This is a genomic window from Escherichia sp. WS547 (assembly GCF_046486065.1).
GTDB lineage: Bacteria > Pseudomonadota > Gammaproteobacteria > Enterobacterales > Enterobacteriaceae > Escherichia > Escherichia coli.
Window position 1 is genome coordinate 335,956 of the sequence record NZ_JBJQMA010000002.1, and the last position, 16,207, is coordinate 352,162.

Genomic DNA, 16,207 nt, shown 5'->3' on the forward strand with positions numbered 1-16,207 from the left:
CTCTGTTCTGGCTTACGCCACCGTTAACTGCCCGGCGTAGAGAATGAAAAAACGCAGCATCAACACGCCGACCAGGCTGGCCCCACACGCCGCCAGCACAGCAGGAATGCCGGAACTGCGATTGACCCACGGTTTGAGCAACATTGGCACAATCAGCCCCAGCCCGGCGACACCAAGCCAGAACCACCACGTCCAGAAACCGCCGCCCAATGCCGCCACCAGCGCACGCACTTTACCGTCATCGCCCAGGGCCAGTCCGACAAAAAACGCCACCAGCAGGAAGATTTCGCCCCATACCACAGGGATCTCCATACGGTGTACAAAGTGCGCTTCCGTGGAATGCGGGTTACTGCGTTGGCGCATCGCCATGGCGATCAGCGCCACCGCCGCACCGGACGAGATGCCGGAGAAGAGGAACAACACCGGCAGGATCGGGTTATTGAGGAACGGATACGATTTCAGCGCCGATAGCAGAAAGCCGGTATAAGCCCCCAGCAGCACCGCCAGCACCAGCATCAATGTTTCCAGTCCGCGATGAACGGGCGTCAGCAGGCTCAGAACCTTTTGCACGATCCCCAGCTTCGGCAACCAGCGTTGTTGCAGGGCAAGCAAATCATGTTCAAAGATTTTCGCCAGCCACAGTACCAGCACCACCATGTAAAGCTGAAACAGCATCACCCCCATCGACATCACCGAGGTAAAACTGTAGTGGAACATCAGCTTCCAGAAGGTCCACGGTCTTGTCAGGTGGAAGACGAGGATCAACAGACCGAGGATCACCGCGCCCGGCCCGACAATCAGCGTGGTGCGCAGCAACGTGCTGTCGGCACCGCCCGCCTGCGGGTAGACGCGACGTAACATCACGGCCAGCGTCACCAGACCAGCAGAAATACCAATCAAAAACAGGTAGATGGCAATCGGCCAGTCCCACACCAGCGATTCAAAATGAAATGCGGAAGTCTGCGTCATTGGCTCACCTCCCCGTATTTAAACGGTACGCGGTACAGCTTCGGTTTGGTTCCCAGCGCCAGCTTGTAGCGGTAAGTGGGCTTCTGGCGCAGCAGTTGCGAAATCTCACTGTTGGGATCGTCCAGATTGCCAAACGTCAGCGCCTTCGTCGGGCAAGCCTCAACGCACGCGGGCAGCTTACCGGCCTGCAAATTGGTCTTACGGCAGAAATCGCATTTGTCCGCTGTCTTCGTGACCGGATGGATAAAGCGCACGCGGTACGGACAGGCGGCGATGCAGTACTGACAACCGACGCAGAGATCCGGATTAACATCGACAATCCCGCTGGCAGCATCGCGAAAAGACGCACCGGTCGGGCAGACGTCAACGCACGGCGCATGATCGCAGTGCTGGCAAGACTTACGGAAAAAGCGATATTTCACATCAGGAAATTCGCCCTGCGGCTCGCTACGAATAATCGTCAGGCGCGAGACACCTTCCGGCACCTTGTTCACTTCCCGACAAGCATCCATACAGGCGGTACAGCCGATGCATAACGACTCGTCATGCACCATGCCGTAACGCACCCCATTGATATTCAACGTTTTCGCCACCACGCGCCCTGCGGTGCCGCTGACGGCTGCCAGCACGCCGACGCCGGTGAGAAACTGGCGACGTGACCAGGTCATGGCTGCTCCTTAAGCAACGGAACAGACGCCGGGTTAAAGTTCGGATTGGTGCGCTGATCGCTGTGGCAATCGACGCAAATCTTAATCCGTCCTTTGTCACTTAACGTCTGCATCGTATCTTGCTGTGGATGCAGGGAATGGCAGCTGGCGCACGCCACTTTGGTTACGTGGACATCGTGTGGCCAGAACGCTTTTTGCAACTGTTCCGGCAGATGGCAGGACATACAGACGCTGTTCTGCTCTCCAACCTTGTACATCGGCTCGTTAAAGCGCATCACATCTTTCACCCCTTCGCGGTGTTGCGGTGATGGCTGGCCGTGACAGTTGGTGCAGGTGACCGGCAGTTTGTTATTCGGGTTGATAACGGAAGCATGTTTGCCATGCATACCTTCGGTATCTGGCTTATGACAGTCCAGACAGGCGGCATCCGGGTTACGCTGCTGGGTAACTTCGTAGCGATCACCAGATGCCTGCGCCGCAGGGGTAGCGGTAATTCCGTTCAGGCTCCACAACAGGCCCGACGCCAGCACCCCGGCAGTTAATAACGAACGTAATACGCTCATATTCACTCCATTGTGTTTTCCGCCCCTTGCGAGGCGGAACGGGGTTATTGGCTTAACAGACCGTTTTTACGTGCCTGCTCTTCCCACTGCGGGATCACCGTTTTGATGAAGTCCTGCTTCTCGGCCTTGATTTGTTCCATGTTCAGGCCAATGGCCTTCTGGGCTTTCTCTTTGGTCGAGATATCCGGGATCTGGATTTCATGGGTGATGCCTTTGGTTGCCAGCAGTCGCGCCAGTTTAGTGCGCGCATCCGCCGCTTTATCCATCGCCGTACCGAGCATCCTCAGACCTTCTTCCGGTGCGTGCATATGAATGCCGTGGGAAGCGATCGCCAGATCCCAACGCCACTGGGCATGACGGATATCGTCCTGAATCGGCTTCATTTCGGCTTCCGTCGCGCCTGCATCCAGCGCCGCTTTCGCTTCGAAGTGAGCGTGAACCAGTTGATCTTCAACCTTGATTTTCAGGTCGTTAATCGACTGCTTACGTTCCGCGACCACTTTTTGCAAGGCAGCTTTGTCCTGGGTATGGCAGTTCGCACAAGTCTGGGCGAAGTTATCAAACGGATTACCAATTTTATGGTCGGTGTAGAGTTTGCCTTCGGCGTTCTGCACTTTTGGCATATGGCAATCGATACAGGTCACGTTGTTTTTGCCATGAATGCCCGCTGTCCAGGTTTCATATTCCGGGTGCTGCGCTTTCAGCATTGGCGTTTTCGACAGGGAGTTAGTCCAGTCAGAGAAGGCAATTTTGTCGTAATACTGCTCCATATTTTCGACTTTCATGCCGTTATCCCACGGGAATTTAACCGCTTTGTTTTTGCCGTCGAAGTAATACTCCACATGGCACTGACCGCAAACCATCGATTGCTGGTCGAAACGTCCGGCTTTCTCAAAAGGTTTACCAATGGCTTCCATCGCGCGAGCCGCATACGGACGGGAAAGGGTTAACTCCGGTTTGCCTTTGGCGAACTCTGGTGAGGCAGTGTTATGGCAATCGGCACAACCTAAGTTGTTGACGATTTCCGGGCCGCCGCGCGCCCATTTTCCGTGGAAGTAGCCATCTTCGCCGTCTTTCTGGATCAGACGCGCCACATCCGGGCTTTTACAACTCCAGCATGCCATCGGTAGCGGACCATCTTCAGCGTTTTTCGGCGCACCGGTACGCAGGGTTTCACGCACATCGGTCACAGCAAAGGCATGTCCACGCGGCTTGTTGTAATCGCGCGAGAAGGGATACCCCGCCCACAGGATCACCAGCCGTGGATCTTCCGCCAGGGCGTCAACACGCTCTGACTGTTCCGAGGTGGCTTTCCAGGAGAGATATTGATCGGGATGTTGCGGGGCAAAGGTTTCATTCTTCGCTTCCACAGTTACAGGTTTTGCGGGAGTAGCCGTTTGTTCAGCGTGAACAGAAGTGAAAAAGAAAAAAGGAATCAATAAGCTGAAGATACGGCGTGCGTTTATTTTTATCCTTGTCATAGGGGCTTCATCCGAATTGCGCCATTGTTGCAATGGCGGTTTTTATTGTTTTTCACGACAGTAACCGCACCTACACTGTCATGACATTGCTCACCCCTATGTGTAACAAATAACCACACTGTGAATGTTGTCTTTAATCAATTGTAAGTGCATGTAAAATACCACTTTAGAGTTAGTCAGTATCTTCCTCTTTTTCAACAGCATGCATAACTGCATGTTCCTCAAAGAATTAATCAACTTTTGTTGCTGACCTTCAAAAATTACCCTGCCGTTTATTTGCACAATTCTACTTTTGCGTGATCTGTCGCCCAAATACTAAACAAAACTGCCAATACCCCTACATTTAACGCTTATGCCACATATTATTAACATCCTACAAGGAGAACAAAAGCATGAGTCAAATTCACAAACACACCATTCCTGCCAACATCGCAGACCGTTGCCTGATAAACCCTCAGCAGTACGAGGCGATGTATCAACAATCTATTAACGCACCAGATACCTTCTGGGGCGAACAGGGAAAAATTCTCGACTGGATCAAACCTTACCAGAAGGTGAAAAACACCTCCTTTGCCCCCGGTAATGTGTCCATTAAATGGTACGAGGACGGCACGCTGAATCTGGCGGCAAACTGCCTTGACCGCCATCTGCAAGAAAACGGCGATCGTACCGCCATCATCTGGGAAGGCGACGACGCCAGCCAGAGCAAACATATCAGCTATAAAGAGCTGCACCGCGACGTCTGCCGCTTCGCCAATACCCTGCTTGGGCTGGGCATTAAAAAAGGTGACGTGGTGGCGATTTATATGCCGATGGTACCGGAAGCTGCGGTCGCGATGCTGGCCTGCGCCCGCATTGGCGCGGTGCATTCGGTAATTTTCGGCGGCTTCTCGCCGGAAGCCGTTGCCGGACGCATTATCGATTCTAACTCACGACTGGTGATCACTTCCGACGAAGGCGTGCGTGCCGGGCGTAGTATTCCGCTGAAGAAAAACGTTGATGACGCGCTGAAAAACCCGAACGTCACCAGCATTGAACATGTGGTGGTACTGAAGCGTACTGGCGGGAAAATTGACTGGCAGGAAGGGCGCGACCTGTGGTGGCACGACCTGGTTGAGCAAGCGAGCGATCAGCACCAGGCGGAAGAGATGAACGCCGAAGATCCGCTGTTTATTCTCTACACCTCAGGTTCTACCGGAAAACCGAAAGGCGTGCTGCACACTACCGGCGGTTATCTGGTGTACGCGGCGCTGACCTTTAAATATGTCTTTGATTATCATCCGGGTGATATCTACTGGTGCACCGCCGATGTGGGCTGGGTTACCGGACACAGTTATTTGCTGTACGGCCCGCTGGCCTGCGGCGCGACAACGCTGATGTTTGAAGGCGTACCGAACTGGCCGACGCCTGCCCGTATGGCGCAGGTGGTGGACAAGCATCAGGTCAATATTCTCTATACCGCGCCCACGGCGATTCGTGCGCTGATGGCGGAAGGCGATAAAGCGATTGAAGGCACCGACCGTTCGTCACTGCGCATTCTCGGTTCCGTGGGCGAGCCAATCAACCCGGAAGCGTGGGAGTGGTACTGGAAAAAAATCGGCAACGAGAAATGCCCGGTGGTCGATACCTGGTGGCAGACCGAAACCGGCGGTTTCATGATCACCCCGCTGCCTGGCGCTACCGAGCTGAAAGCCGGTTCGGCAACACGTCCGTTCTTCGGCGTGCAACCGGCGCTGGTCGATAACGAAGGTAACCCGCTGGAAGGCGCTACCGAAGGCAGTCTGGTGATCACCGACTCCTGGCCGGGTCAGGCGCGTACGCTGTTTGGCGATCACGAACGTTTTGAGCAGACCTACTTCTCCACCTTCAAAAATATGTATTTCAGCGGCGACGGCGCGCGTCGCGATGAAGATGGCTATTACTGGATCACCGGGCGCGTGGACGACGTGCTGAACGTCTCGGGTCACCGTCTGGGAACGGCGGAGATTGAGTCGGCGCTGGTGGCGCATCCGAAAATCGCCGAAGCCGCTGTCGTCGGTATTCCGCACAATATTAAAGGTCAGGCGATCTACGCCTACGTCACGCTTAATCATGGGGAGGAACCGTCACCAGAACTGTACGCAGAAGTCCGCAACTGGGTGCGTAAAGAGATTGGCCCGCTGGCGACGCCAGACGTGCTGCACTGGACCGACTCCCTGCCTAAAACCCGCTCCGGCAAAATTATGCGCCGTATTCTGCGCAAAATTGCGGCGGGCGATACCAGCAACCTGGGCGATACCTCGACGCTTGCCGATCCTGGCGTAGTCGAGAAGCTGCTTGAAGAGAAGCAGGCTATCGCGATGCCATCGTAACCCACAATTGCCGGATGCGGCGTATAACGCCTTATCCGGTCTACACGCCCCTTTCTTTATAGTGGGAAAGGGCAAATATAAAAATTCCCCTAAGTATTTCGCGTTGCAGGAAGGAAGCAAGCGAGCATCTCCCAGGAGCATAGAAAACTATGTGACTGGGGGAGGCATGTGCGGCTGACGAACCTGCGGCGTGAATGACGACGGGGAACCTCTGGAGAATCTGTGATGAATGGTACGATTTATCAGCGGATAGAAGACAATGCGCATTTCAGGGAGTTAGTCGAAAAACGGCAACGGTTTGCCACCATCCTGTCGATTATTATGCTGGCAGTTTATATCGGCTTTATTTTACTGATCGCCTTCGCGCCCGGCTGGCTGGGCACCCCGCTGAATCCGAACACCAGCGTCACACGCGGTATTCCGATTGGTGTTGGAGTGATTGTGATCTCCTTTGTTCTCACTGGTATCTACATCTGGCGGGCGAACGGCGAATTCGACCGTCTTAATAATGAAGTCCTGCATGAGGTACAAGCATCATGAAAAGAGTTCTGACGGCGCTTGCCGCCACACTCCCTTTCGCAGCTAACGCCGCGGATGCTATTAGCGGGGCCGTAGAGCGCCAGCCAACGAACTGGCAGGCGATTATTATGTTCCTGATTTTCGTCGTGTTTACGCTCGGCATTACCTACTGGGCGTCAAAACGCGTACGTTCGCGTAATGACTACTACACCGCAGGCGGCAATATCACCGGTTTTCAGAACGGGCTGGCGATTGCCGGGGACTATATGTCTGCCGCCTCATTTTTGGGGATCTCCGCGCTGGTGTTTACCTCCGGCTATGATGGCTTAATTTACTCGCTGGGCTTCCTGGTGGGCTGGCCAATAATTCTGTTCCTGATTGCCGAACGTCTGCGTAACCTCGGTCGCTACACCTTTGCCGATGTAGCCTCTTACCGCCTGAAACAGGGGCCAATCCGTATTCTTTCGGCCTGTGGTTCTCTGGTGGTGGTGGCGCTTTACCTTATCGCTCAGATGGTAGGCGCAGGTAAACTGATCGAGCTGCTGTTTGGCCTTAACTATCACATTGCGGTGGTGCTGGTCGGCGTGCTGATGATGATGTACGTCCTGTTCGGCGGCATGCTGGCGACCACCTGGGTACAAATTATCAAAGCCGTTCTGTTGCTGTTCGGTGCCAGCTTTATGGCCTTTATGGTGATGAAACACGTCGGCTTTAGCTTCAACAATCTGTTCAGCGAAGCGATGGCGGTACACCCGAAAGGTGTCGACATCATGAAACCGGGCGGACTGGTGAAAGATCCGATCTCCGCACTCTCTCTGGGGCTAGGACTGATGTTTGGTACGGCTGGCTTGCCGCACATTCTGATGCGCTTCTTTACGGTCAGCGATGCCCGCGAAGCGCGTAAGAGCGTGTTCTACGCCACCGGATTTATGGGCTACTTCTATATTCTGACCTTTATTATCGGCTTTGGCGCGATCATGCTGGTTGGTGCGAATCCGGAATATAAAGACGCGGCGGGCCATCTGATTGGTGGTAACAACATGGCGGCAGTTCACCTGGCGAATGCAGTGGGTGGCAACCTGTTCCTCGGCTTTATTTCAGCGGTTGCTTTCGCCACCATTCTTGCGGTGGTTGCGGGTCTGACGCTGGCGGGCGCATCGGCGGTGTCTCACGACCTGTACGCTAACGTCTTCAAAAAAGGCGCGACTGAACGTGAAGAGCTGCGGGTATCGAAAATCACCGTTCTGATTTTGGGTGTGATTGCCATTATCCTCGGCGTGCTGTTTGAGAATCAGAACATCGCCTTCATGGTAGGCCTGGCGTTTGCCATCGCAGCGAGCTGTAACTTCCCAATCATTCTGCTTTCCATGTACTGGTCAAAACTGACCACGCGTGGCGCAATGATGGGCGGCTGGCTGGGGCTGATTACCGCAGTGGTACTGATGATCCTCGGCCCGACGATTTGGGTACAGATCCTTGGTCACGAAAAAGCTATCTTCCCGTATGAATACCCGGCGCTGTTCTCTATCAGCGTGGCATTCCTCGGCATCTGGTTCTTTTCGGCAACCGATAACTCAGCGGAAGGCGCGCGTGAGCGTGAACTGTTCCGTGCGCAGTTTATCCGCTCCCAGACCGGCTTTGGCGTTGAGCAAGGCCGCGCGCATTAATCTCTCCCCTTCCCCGGTCGCCTGACCGGGGAATACTCTTCCTCTGCAAAATGCATCACCTTTTCCCATAATATTAAACAAATAAACGCATTAAAAAATGAGCGATTTTTGACAGTCGTAGAAAATGATAATGCAGAGAATATGCCTTTTCTTTCTTGTTAATTATAAGGATATTTTATGTGCTACAATGGTTTAAATAATATGTTTTTCCCTCTTTGCCAGATTAACAATAACCACTCTGTCACAAGTCCATCACATACAAAGAAAACAAAATCAGATAATTACAGAAAACATCATAAAAACACGTTAATTGACAATAAAGCCCTCTCTCTTTTCAAAATAGATGATCATGAAAAAGTGATAGGCTTGATTCAGAAAATGAAAAGATTTTATGATAGTTTACCATCAGGAAAAATCACGAAAGAAACGGACAGGAAAATACATAAATATTTTATAGATATAGCTTCACATGCAAATAATAAATGTGATGATAGAATTACGAGAAGAGTTTACCTTAATAAAGATAAGGAAGTGTCCATTAAGGTAGTATATTTTATAAACAATGTCACCGTCCATAATAATACTATCGAAATCCCACAGACAGTAAATGGTGGTTACGATTTTTCACACCTTAGCCTGAAAGGCATCGTGATTAAAGATGAAGATTTATCCAATTCGAATTTTGCAGGTTGCAGACTACAAAACGCTATTTTCCAGGACTGTAATATTTATAAAACGAATTTTAATTTCGCTATAATGGAAAAAATACTTTTTGATAATTGTATTCTCGATGACTCAAATTTCGCTCAGATAAAAATGACTGACGGAACTCTAAATGCATGCTCCGCTATGCATGTTCAATTCGTCAATGCAACAATGAATAGAGCCAATATTAAAAATACCTTCCTTGATTATTCAAATTTTTATATGGCGTACATGGCTGAGGTAAATCTTTATAAAGTAATAGCGCCATATGTTAATTTATTTAGAGCCGATCTTAGTTTCTCTAAACTCGATTTAATTAACTTTGAACATGCTGATCTGTCTCGCGTCAATCTGAACAAAGCAACCCTCCAGAATATAAACTTAATTGATAGCAAACTCTTTTTTACGCGGCTGACAAATACATTCCTTGAAATGGTTATATGTACCGGCTCTAATATGGCTAATGTTAATTTTAATAATGCCAATTTAAGCAACTGCCATTTCAACTGTTCTGTTTTAACAAAAGCCTGGATGTTTAATACCCGTCTCTATCGGGTTAATTTCGATGAGGCTAACGTGCAGGGAATGGGCATTTCCATTCTCCGTAGGGAGGAAAATATCCCCATTGATAGTGATATCCTGGTAACACTACAGAAATTCTTTGAAGAAGATTGTACCTCTCATACTGGCATGTCACAAACTGAGGATAATATTCATGCAGTCGCTATGAAGATTACTGCAGATATTATGCAACACGCAGATTGAGATTAAGCCGAAGAACAGCCAATGAATTGACTTTAAAAGAGAGATAACTTATTTGTTTTAGAATCATGTATGTTAGCCCGAGCTAACCTGTTAAAGGTGCAAAAGATTGCACCTTTTTCAAATTACCTCGGGCCTGGTTACGTTGCTTTCGGCTTACTGATTTTCCTCAATCAACAACGCTTCAAGCAAATCGAGATCGTGCAGTAATTTTTGCAGCGTTTCGTTGCTGATCTCCCGCGTGGCGCGCAGGTGGTACAGTTCAGCACGTTCAGAACGCAATGCCGCCAGACGGAAGCGACGCTCAAGGTTCTCTTCCTGCACGGAACTTTCAACGTCGTTACGTCCATCGGCGCGACGACGCAGGTTACCAATGACGCGAGAACTGACCTCCGTAAGCAGCTGGTTATCGATATTCTCTTCGGTATCCGCCGCCAGACGCTCCTCCATTTTCTGGATCGCCACAATCGCCACTTCTGCCGTTGCCGCTCGCGCAATACGTTCCTCTTTCAATTGTTGCGAATGGTCCGCGACTTCAATGTGTTGTAGCAGAATAGGCAACATCACCACGCCGACAAACAGCGAGAAGAGAATGACACCAGCCGCCAGGAATACCAGCTCATAGCGCGCCGGGAAGACGTTACCATCCGGCAAGAGCAGCGGGATAGAGAGCACACCGGCCAGAGTGATCGCCCCACGCACCCCGGCGAAAGACGCGATCAGGATTTCTCGTGTGGTCCACGAACCAAACTCCATCGGCTTCTTCTTCAGGAAGCGGTTGCTGAACTTTTTCATCGTCCACAGCCAGCCGAAACGGACCAGCATCAGCGCCGCATAAATCAGAATGATATCGGTAAACAGCATCCAGATTTCGACGTTAGGGTCGATTTCTGCCGCCATCAGCGACGTCTCCAGAATACCCGGCAGCTGCAGACCTAACAGCAGGAATACCATGCCGTTAAAGACAAATTCCAGCATCGCCCAGGTACTGTTTGCGCGCAGGCGCATTGCCAGCGGCGCACGGCGCATCACACCGGAGCGGGTGATGGTCATCCCGGCGGCAACCGCAGCGAGGATGCCGGAAACGCCAATATGTTCGGCAATCAGATAAGAAGCGAATGGCAGCAGGAACAGCAGGACGATCTGCGTCGCGGGTTCATCACCGCCCCAGCGGCTGAGGAATCGCAGCGAGCGACCGTACAGCCAGCTCACCACAAAACCGGCGAGAATACCGCCAATGGCTACTTTCATAAATTCGACCGTCGCACCGCCAACGGTGAAGATCATCGTCCCCATCGCCACTGCTACGGCAAACTTCAACGACACCAGGCCAGAGGCGTCATTCATCAACGCTTCGCCCTGCAAAATGCCCATGATTTTTTTCGGGATGCGCCCTTCGCCAACAATCCCGGAGAGCGCCACAGCATCGGTCGGAGAAAGCACCGCCGCCAGCGCAAAGGCGGGGATCAGCGGAATACCCGGCACCACCCAGTAAATAAGGAAGCCAATGCCGACCACGGTGACCACCACCAGCGCCAGCGCGAGGCCGAAAATCTCTCGACCATGTTCGAGAAATTCACGGGTCGGCGTTTTCCAGCCATCAGCGAACAGCAACGGCGGGATAAACAAGACTAAAAAGAGTTCAGGATCAAACTCCACATGCAAACCAAACGTCGGCCACGCCAGTAGCGCACCGATGGCGATTTGCATAAGCGGAAGCGGGATCTGAAAGGGCATGACACGAGTGACCACCCCGGACAGCGAGACCACGAGGGTCATTATCAGTATGGTGAAGAAGATTTCCATGCGTTCCCTGTTTGCGATGTTTTTTATGATCTGAGAAAGACGTTATGCCTGAATTCTCATTTTTTCAGAATATCGCAAAAGCTCACACAATGTGCGGAGAAAATAAAAACGGGCAGCCATTGCCACCCGTTTTCAGAATCATATGAAAGATTAGATAGCCCAGCCACCCGCATAGAAGGTCACCAGCGCCACAGCGATAACGACCGTACCGATGTTCAACTTGCGCCATTCGCCGGAAACCAGACGACCAATCACCAGAGTCGCGAAGCCGATCATGATGCCTGTTACGATGTTACAGGTCAGCACGATGAATACCGCCGTAACCAGACCCGCCATCGCATCAACAAAATCAGCAAAGTCGATTTTCGCCACGTTACTCAGCATCAGCAGGCCAACGTACATCAGCGCCGGAGCCGTTGCATACCCCGGAACGAGGTAAGAGAGCGGAGAGAGGAACAGAATCAGCAGGAACAGCACGCCAACGGTGATAGCCGTCAACCCGGTTTTACCGCCCGCCGCCGTACCCGCCGCAGACTCGATGTATACCGCTGCCGGAGCTGCACCCACCAGGCCAGAGAAAACGCTGCTCATGGAGTCGGTGGTCAGTGCTTTCCCACCGTCAATGATCTGCCCGTCTTTATCCAGCAGGTTCGCCTGACCGGCGACGGCGCGGATAGTTCCGGTGGCATCAAATACTGCCGTCATCACCAGCGCCAGAACGCTTGGCAGGACTACAGGATTCAGCGCGCCCATAATGTCCAGGCTGCCAATCAGTGAATTGCCGTTTTCATCGCTCAATGAAGGCATGGCGAAAACGCCGGAGAAATGGACGTTAGGATCGAAGATCAAACCGACAATTGAGATACCGATAATGGTCAGCAGAATGCCACCAGGGACTTTCAGTTTTTCCAGGCCGATGATCACCGCCAGACCTACCAGTGACATAATCACCGGGAAGGTCGCGAAATCACCCAGCGCAACGGGCAGACCATCAAGCGGGTTTTTAATCACCAGACCGACACCATTAGCGGCAATGAGCAGCAGGAACAGACCGATACCGATCCCCGTGCCGTGCGCCACACCGTGCGGCAAGTTGCGCAAAATCCAGCTACGGATACCCGTGGCAGAAATTACCGTAAACAGTACACCCATCAGGAACACAGCACCCAGCGCGACAGGTACGCTAATATGTTGCCCCAGCACCAGACTGAATGCGGTAAACGCCGTCAGGGAGATGGCGCAACCAATCGCCAACGGCAGATTAGCCCACAGACCCATCACGATAGAACCGAGTCCGGCAACCAGACAGGTCGCAACGAAAACTGCCGCAGGCGGGAAGCCCGCTTTACCCAACATGCCTGGAACGACGATAACCGAGTAGACCATCGCCAGAAACGTTGTTAACCCGGCAACCACTTCCTGACGGACAGTGCTTCCACGTTGTGAAATTTTAAACCAGGCGTCGAGTGAACCGCCGGTACGCGCTGATGGCGTAGACATAAGAGAACATCCCCTGAGAGTTTAATTTTCGTCAAGATGCGTGGCGGACAATCCCCTGCCAGCGAAACGTTATCTTCCTGCTCCAGGTTTGCGACAAATTGGTGCGTCGCAAAAAAGCAAACGTTTAGCTCCGCGCATACAAAACGGGTGGTAAAAAAAGCAAACGATTATCCGGCGATCATAGCGGCTTTTTCAACCGAAGTTTGCTGCTTTTTTCTCTTTTATTGTCTTGACGATGAAAAACCAGGCAATTGATGCGCAAACGTTATCGTCGATGCGCAAGATTGCAGCGTTATCGAGCCGCATACCGTTCAGGATTGCGATAAAAAATCGTCTGAGATGACAAAAATATTGCGGCTAAAAAGTGTACTTTTACACTGGCGAAGAAACGCCGGTGACATACAATTAAAGCATCAACACCAACCGGAACCTCCACCACGTGCTCGAATGAGGTGTGTTGACGTCGGGGGAAACCCTCCTGTGTACCAGCGGGATAGAGAGAAAGACAAAGACCGGAAAACAAACTAAAGCGCCCTTGTGGCGCTTTAGTTTTGTTCATCTTCCAGCAAGCGTGCGCCTGTGCCTTCTTCTCCTAAGCGGTCGCCCGGGTTACGCAATGGGCAATCACTGCGCGAAAGGCAGCCACAACCAATACATCCGTCCAGCTCGTCACGCAGCGCCACTAAGGTATGAATGCGCCGATCCAACTCTTCTCGCCATTGGGACGAAAGCTGTTTCCACTCTTTCGCACTTAATGTATGCCCTTCGGGCAACACGCCAAACGCTTCACGAATGGTCGCCAGAGGAATGCCAATGCGCTGAGCAATTTTGATGATTGCGACATATCGCAACACATCACGTTTATATCGCCGCTGATTGCCACTATTACGGATACTGCTAATCAACCCTTTGCTTTCATAGAAATGCAGCGCCGATACCGCCACACCGCTGCGTTTTGCCACTTCGCCGGGGGTTAGCAGCGCTTTAATGCGGGGTAATTTCTTTTCCATAAATCGCTTTACCTCAAGTTAACTTGAGGAATTATACTCCCCAACAGATGAATTAACGAACTGAACACTGAAAAGAGGCAGATTTATGTCCCATCAGAAAATTATTCAGGATCTTATCGCATGGATTGACGAGCATATTGACCAGCCGCTTAACATTGATGTCGTCGCAAAAAAATCAGGCTATTCAAAGTGGTACTTACAGCGGATGTTCCGCACGGTGACGCATCAGACACTTGGTGATTACATTCGCCAACGCCGCCTGTTACTGGCCGCCGTTGAGTTGCGCACCACCGAGCGTCCGATTTTTGATATCGCAATGGACCTGGGTTATGTCTCGCAGCAGACCTTCTCCCGCGTTTTCCGTCGGCAGTTTGATCGCACTCCCAGCGATTATCGCCACCGCCTGTAGTTTTATTGCCCGCGCGTTAACTCCCGCGCGGGTAATTGCTCCATCCATTGCATAAACACCTGCGGCGGCATCGCCTTCGCAAAGAACCATCCCTGGCAATAGCGCACGCCGCGTTTGCGCAGCCAGTTAACCTGCTCCTCAGTTTCGACGCCTTCAGCGATCGTTTTTAACCCCAGACTGTGCGCCAGCTCGATGATGTGTTCCGCAATCAAATGACTGGTTTTATGGGTGGTCAGCGTCTCAACAAACGATTTATCGATTTTCAAAATATCGACATTCAATGATTTAAGGTTATGCAAGTTAGAGTAGCCAATACCAAAATCATCAATTGCCACTTCGTAACCAGCCTGGCGGAAAGCCAGAATAATTGGTGTCATTTTGTCGACATCAAGAAATGCATGTTCAGTCACTTCAAATTTAATTTGCTGTGGACGCACCGCGTATTGCTCTGTTTTCTGATTGGTTCGCGCTATCAACCGTGACGTATGAAAATCGGAGGCCGACAGGTTAATAGAAACATAGCGATCGGCATGTGTTGCCAGGTACGCGCCCAGATCGCGGAAGACATTATCAATAACATAATCAGTTACCTGTCCGATCATCCCCTCCTTTTCTGCCAGCGGAATAAACTCTGCCGGATTCATTACTTGCCCCTGCTCACCAGGCCAACGTAACAATGCTTCAGCGCCGATACATTTTTCTGTTTTGATATCGATTATTGGCTGGTAATAAAGGCAAAGTTGATGTTTTTCGAGGGCGCGTTGCAATTTGCGTTTGGGAGACAAATAGTTTTGCCGAATACGTAGCCAGAGTAATAACAGAACAAGACTCCCCAAAATACCGGCGGGTAACGCAAAAATAAGATGATTATAAAAATGCGCTATAAGACGTTGATATGAAGTCGCAACAATGGCTGCAATTGGGCGTTTTGTCGAATAAACTGTCGCATATAAATAGCCATTTCTTTGTACGGTTAAATCATTCAAATGAATCAGTGGAGAAAACGTTGCTGCCGAGGCCTCGTTGCTTAACGAGAAAAAGGTTTTCGTTACCGTATCATACACACCCCATTGCAATGTCGGATCATCAGACATCACTTCACTCCAGAAGAGAGGGTTGATGACCACCACATAATTTCCCCGCTGCATATAGGTCATTTTATAGCCAGAGAAAAAAGGCGTATCGCGGTAATAATAGATAGAAACGTTAGGTTCACGCTTATAATCGGCCGGTGCAATCGTATAGCCGTTTACAGGCGCTATCAGCGATGAGCATAAAAAATGGTTATCACGGGCATAGATCAATTCATTAATATAAAGATAGCCACGAATAATATTCAACATTCGCTTTTGATGGGCTGGAGTGCAAACTTGCCCCTGATAGCGTTCTGCTGCATCGCTCACTAAATCTGCCTGGCGAATGACCAGCTCGGATTTATCCAGCGCCAGCTGAGCAAAAGTTTGGAGCTGACTATTCACTTCTGATTTTGCCCAAAGGAAGGCAATCCATAGCGACAGTATGATGGGAAAGAGAACTAAAAAGATAATGCCCGGCAACGCCAGTAATTGGTGTCGTGCACGATGACTCATTGCTATCAATTTCCTGCCTGTTTATACCCGGTCATTGCAAGGCGAGAACCCTGGTTATCGACGTCTTTAGATAAATCTTACGGTATAAATAGCACTTTTGCCTGATTTGAAATTGATACCTTTTTAATCGTCACCTGAATAAAAATAATTCATTGATATTCAAAACTAATTTCCTACAGGAATGCAGAGGCGGTGGGAAGATATCCCC

The 16,207-nt window shown here is 50.9% G+C and carries 13 protein-coding genes; 5 read left to right on the plus strand and 8 right to left on the minus strand.

Annotation, left to right across the window (positions count from 1 at the left end):
* Nucleotides 1-12: 12 nt before the first annotated feature.
* From nrfD to nrfA, 4 genes are read right to left on the minus strand one after another with little or no spacing between them, the layout of a single operon-like run.
* Nucleotides 13-969 carry a cytochrome c nitrite reductase subunit NrfD gene (gene nrfD / locus ACJHWK_RS03490; protein WP_001522240.1) on the minus strand — a complete coding sequence of 319 codons (957 nt, stop codon included), beginning with the start codon at nucleotides 967-969 and terminating at the stop codon, nucleotides 13-15.
* Entirely contained in the window at nucleotides 966-1,637 is a 672-nt protein-coding gene (gene nrfC, locus ACJHWK_RS03495; protein ID WP_000220281.1) for a cytochrome c nitrite reductase Fe-S protein, read from the minus strand. Before nrfC ends, nrfD begins: the two co-directional genes overlap by 4 nt.
* Complete coding sequence (gene nrfB, locus ACJHWK_RS03500) at nucleotides 1,634-2,200, minus strand: cytochrome c nitrite reductase pentaheme subunit (protein ID WP_001296647.1); 567 nt, start codon at nucleotides 2,198-2,200, stop codon at nucleotides 1,634-1,636. The genes nrfC and nrfB overlap by 4 nt, the downstream gene beginning before the upstream one ends.
* Nucleotides 2,201-2,244: 44 nt before the next feature.
* On the minus strand, nucleotides 2,245-3,681 hold the full coding sequence (gene nrfA, locus ACJHWK_RS03505) for an ammonia-forming nitrite reductase cytochrome c552 subunit (protein ID WP_170886391.1): 1,437 nt from the start codon (nucleotides 3,679-3,681) through the stop codon (nucleotides 2,245-2,247).
* A gap of 392 nt (nucleotides 3,682-4,073) precedes the next feature.
* Here nrfA and acs point away from each other — a divergent pair, with 392 nt between their 5' ends.
* From acs to espX5, 4 genes are all read left to right on the plus strand, one after another.
* Nucleotides 4,074-6,032: an acetate--CoA ligase gene (acs, locus tag ACJHWK_RS03510; RefSeq protein WP_000078214.1), complete on the plus strand. Its 1,959-nt coding sequence runs from the start codon at nucleotides 4,074-4,076 to the stop codon at nucleotides 6,030-6,032.
* Between the two features lie 225 nt (nucleotides 6,033-6,257).
* Nucleotides 6,258-6,572 carry a DUF485 domain-containing protein gene (locus ACJHWK_RS03515; protein ID WP_001014565.1) on the plus strand — a complete coding sequence of 105 codons (315 nt, stop codon included), beginning with the start codon at nucleotides 6,258-6,260 and terminating at the stop codon, nucleotides 6,570-6,572.
* Nucleotides 6,569-8,218: a cation/acetate symporter ActP gene (actP, locus tag ACJHWK_RS03520; RefSeq protein ID WP_000832550.1), complete on the plus strand. Its 1,650-nt coding sequence runs from the start codon at nucleotides 6,569-6,571 to the stop codon at nucleotides 8,216-8,218. Before ACJHWK_RS03515 ends, actP begins: the two co-directional genes overlap by 4 nt.
* Before the next feature lie 177 nt (nucleotides 8,219-8,395).
* Nucleotides 8,396-9,688: a T3SS effector pentapeptide repeat protein EspX5 gene (gene espX5 / locus ACJHWK_RS03525; protein ID WP_170886390.1), complete on the plus strand. Its 1,293-nt coding sequence runs from the start codon at nucleotides 8,396-8,398 to the stop codon at nucleotides 9,686-9,688.
* A gap of 153 nt (nucleotides 9,689-9,841) precedes the next feature.
* Here espX5 and ACJHWK_RS03530 read toward each other — a convergent pair whose 3' ends face one another.
* From ACJHWK_RS03530 to soxR, 3 genes are all read right to left on the minus strand, one after another.
* Nucleotides 9,842-11,491 carry a Na+/H+ antiporter gene (locus ACJHWK_RS03530; protein ID WP_000402207.1) on the minus strand — a complete coding sequence of 550 codons (1,650 nt, stop codon included), beginning with the start codon at nucleotides 11,489-11,491 and terminating at the stop codon, nucleotides 9,842-9,844.
* 150 nt (nucleotides 11,492-11,641) lie between these two features.
* On the minus strand, nucleotides 11,642-12,991 hold the full coding sequence (gene ghxP, locus ACJHWK_RS03535; protein ID WP_000106882.1) for a guanine/hypoxanthine transporter GhxP: 1,350 nt from the start codon (nucleotides 12,989-12,991) through the stop codon (nucleotides 11,642-11,644).
* Nucleotides 12,992-13,536: 545 nt separating this feature from the next.
* Entirely contained in the window at nucleotides 13,537-14,001 is a 465-nt protein-coding gene (gene soxR / locus ACJHWK_RS03540) for a redox-sensitive transcriptional activator SoxR (protein ID WP_000412424.1), read from the minus strand.
* A gap of 85 nt (nucleotides 14,002-14,086) precedes the next feature.
* Between soxR and soxS the strand changes: the two genes are divergently transcribed.
* On the plus strand, nucleotides 14,087-14,410 hold the full coding sequence (gene soxS, locus ACJHWK_RS03545) for a superoxide response transcriptional regulator SoxS (protein ID WP_000019358.1): 324 nt from the start codon (nucleotides 14,087-14,089) through the stop codon (nucleotides 14,408-14,410).
* Nucleotides 14,411-14,412: 2 nt separating this feature from the next.
* On the opposite strand, the gene pdeC is transcribed toward soxS, so the two are convergent.
* Nucleotides 14,413-15,999 (minus strand): c-di-GMP phosphodiesterase PdeC, encoded by a 1,587-nt coding sequence (gene pdeC, locus ACJHWK_RS03550; RefSeq protein WP_001550430.1) that lies wholly within the window; start codon nucleotides 15,997-15,999, stop codon nucleotides 14,413-14,415.
* Nucleotides 16,000-16,207 lie beyond the last annotated feature (208 nt).

Excerpts from the sequence above, each read along its gene's own strand:
- nrfD (WP_001522240.1), bottom strand. The coding sequence starts at position 969 with ATGACGCAGACTTCCGCATTTCATTTTGAATCGCTGGTGTGGGACTGG.
- nrfC (WP_000220281.1), bottom strand. The coding sequence starts at position 1,637 with ATGACCTGGTCACGTCGCCAGTTTCTCACCGGCGTCGGCGTGCTGGCA.
- nrfB (WP_001296647.1), bottom strand. The coding sequence starts at position 2,200 with ATGAGCGTATTACGTTCGTTATTAACTGCCGGGGTGCTGGCGTCGGGC.
- nrfA (WP_170886391.1), bottom strand. The coding sequence starts at position 3,681 with ATGACAAGGATAAAAATAAACGCACGCCGTATCTTCAGCTTATTGATT.
- acs (WP_000078214.1), top strand. The coding sequence starts at position 4,074 with ATGAGTCAAATTCACAAACACACCATTCCTGCCAACATCGCAGACCGT.
- ACJHWK_RS03515 (WP_001014565.1), top strand. The coding sequence starts at position 6,258 with ATGAATGGTACGATTTATCAGCGGATAGAAGACAATGCGCATTTCAGG.
- actP (WP_000832550.1), top strand. The coding sequence starts at position 6,569 with ATGAAAAGAGTTCTGACGGCGCTTGCCGCCACACTCCCTTTCGCAGCT.
- espX5 (WP_170886390.1), top strand. The coding sequence starts at position 8,396 with ATGTGCTACAATGGTTTAAATAATATGTTTTTCCCTCTTTGCCAGATT.
- ACJHWK_RS03530 (WP_000402207.1), bottom strand. The coding sequence starts at position 11,491 with ATGGAAATCTTCTTCACCATACTGATAATGACCCTCGTGGTCTCGCTG.
- ghxP (WP_000106882.1), bottom strand. The coding sequence starts at position 12,991 with ATGTCTACGCCATCAGCGCGTACCGGCGGTTCACTCGACGCCTGGTTT.
- soxR (WP_000412424.1), bottom strand. The coding sequence starts at position 14,001 with ATGGAAAAGAAATTACCCCGCATTAAAGCGCTGCTAACCCCCGGCGAA.
- soxS (WP_000019358.1), top strand. The coding sequence starts at position 14,087 with ATGTCCCATCAGAAAATTATTCAGGATCTTATCGCATGGATTGACGAG.
- pdeC (WP_001550430.1), bottom strand. The coding sequence starts at position 15,999 with ATGAGTCATCGTGCACGACACCAATTACTGGCGTTGCCGGGCATTATC.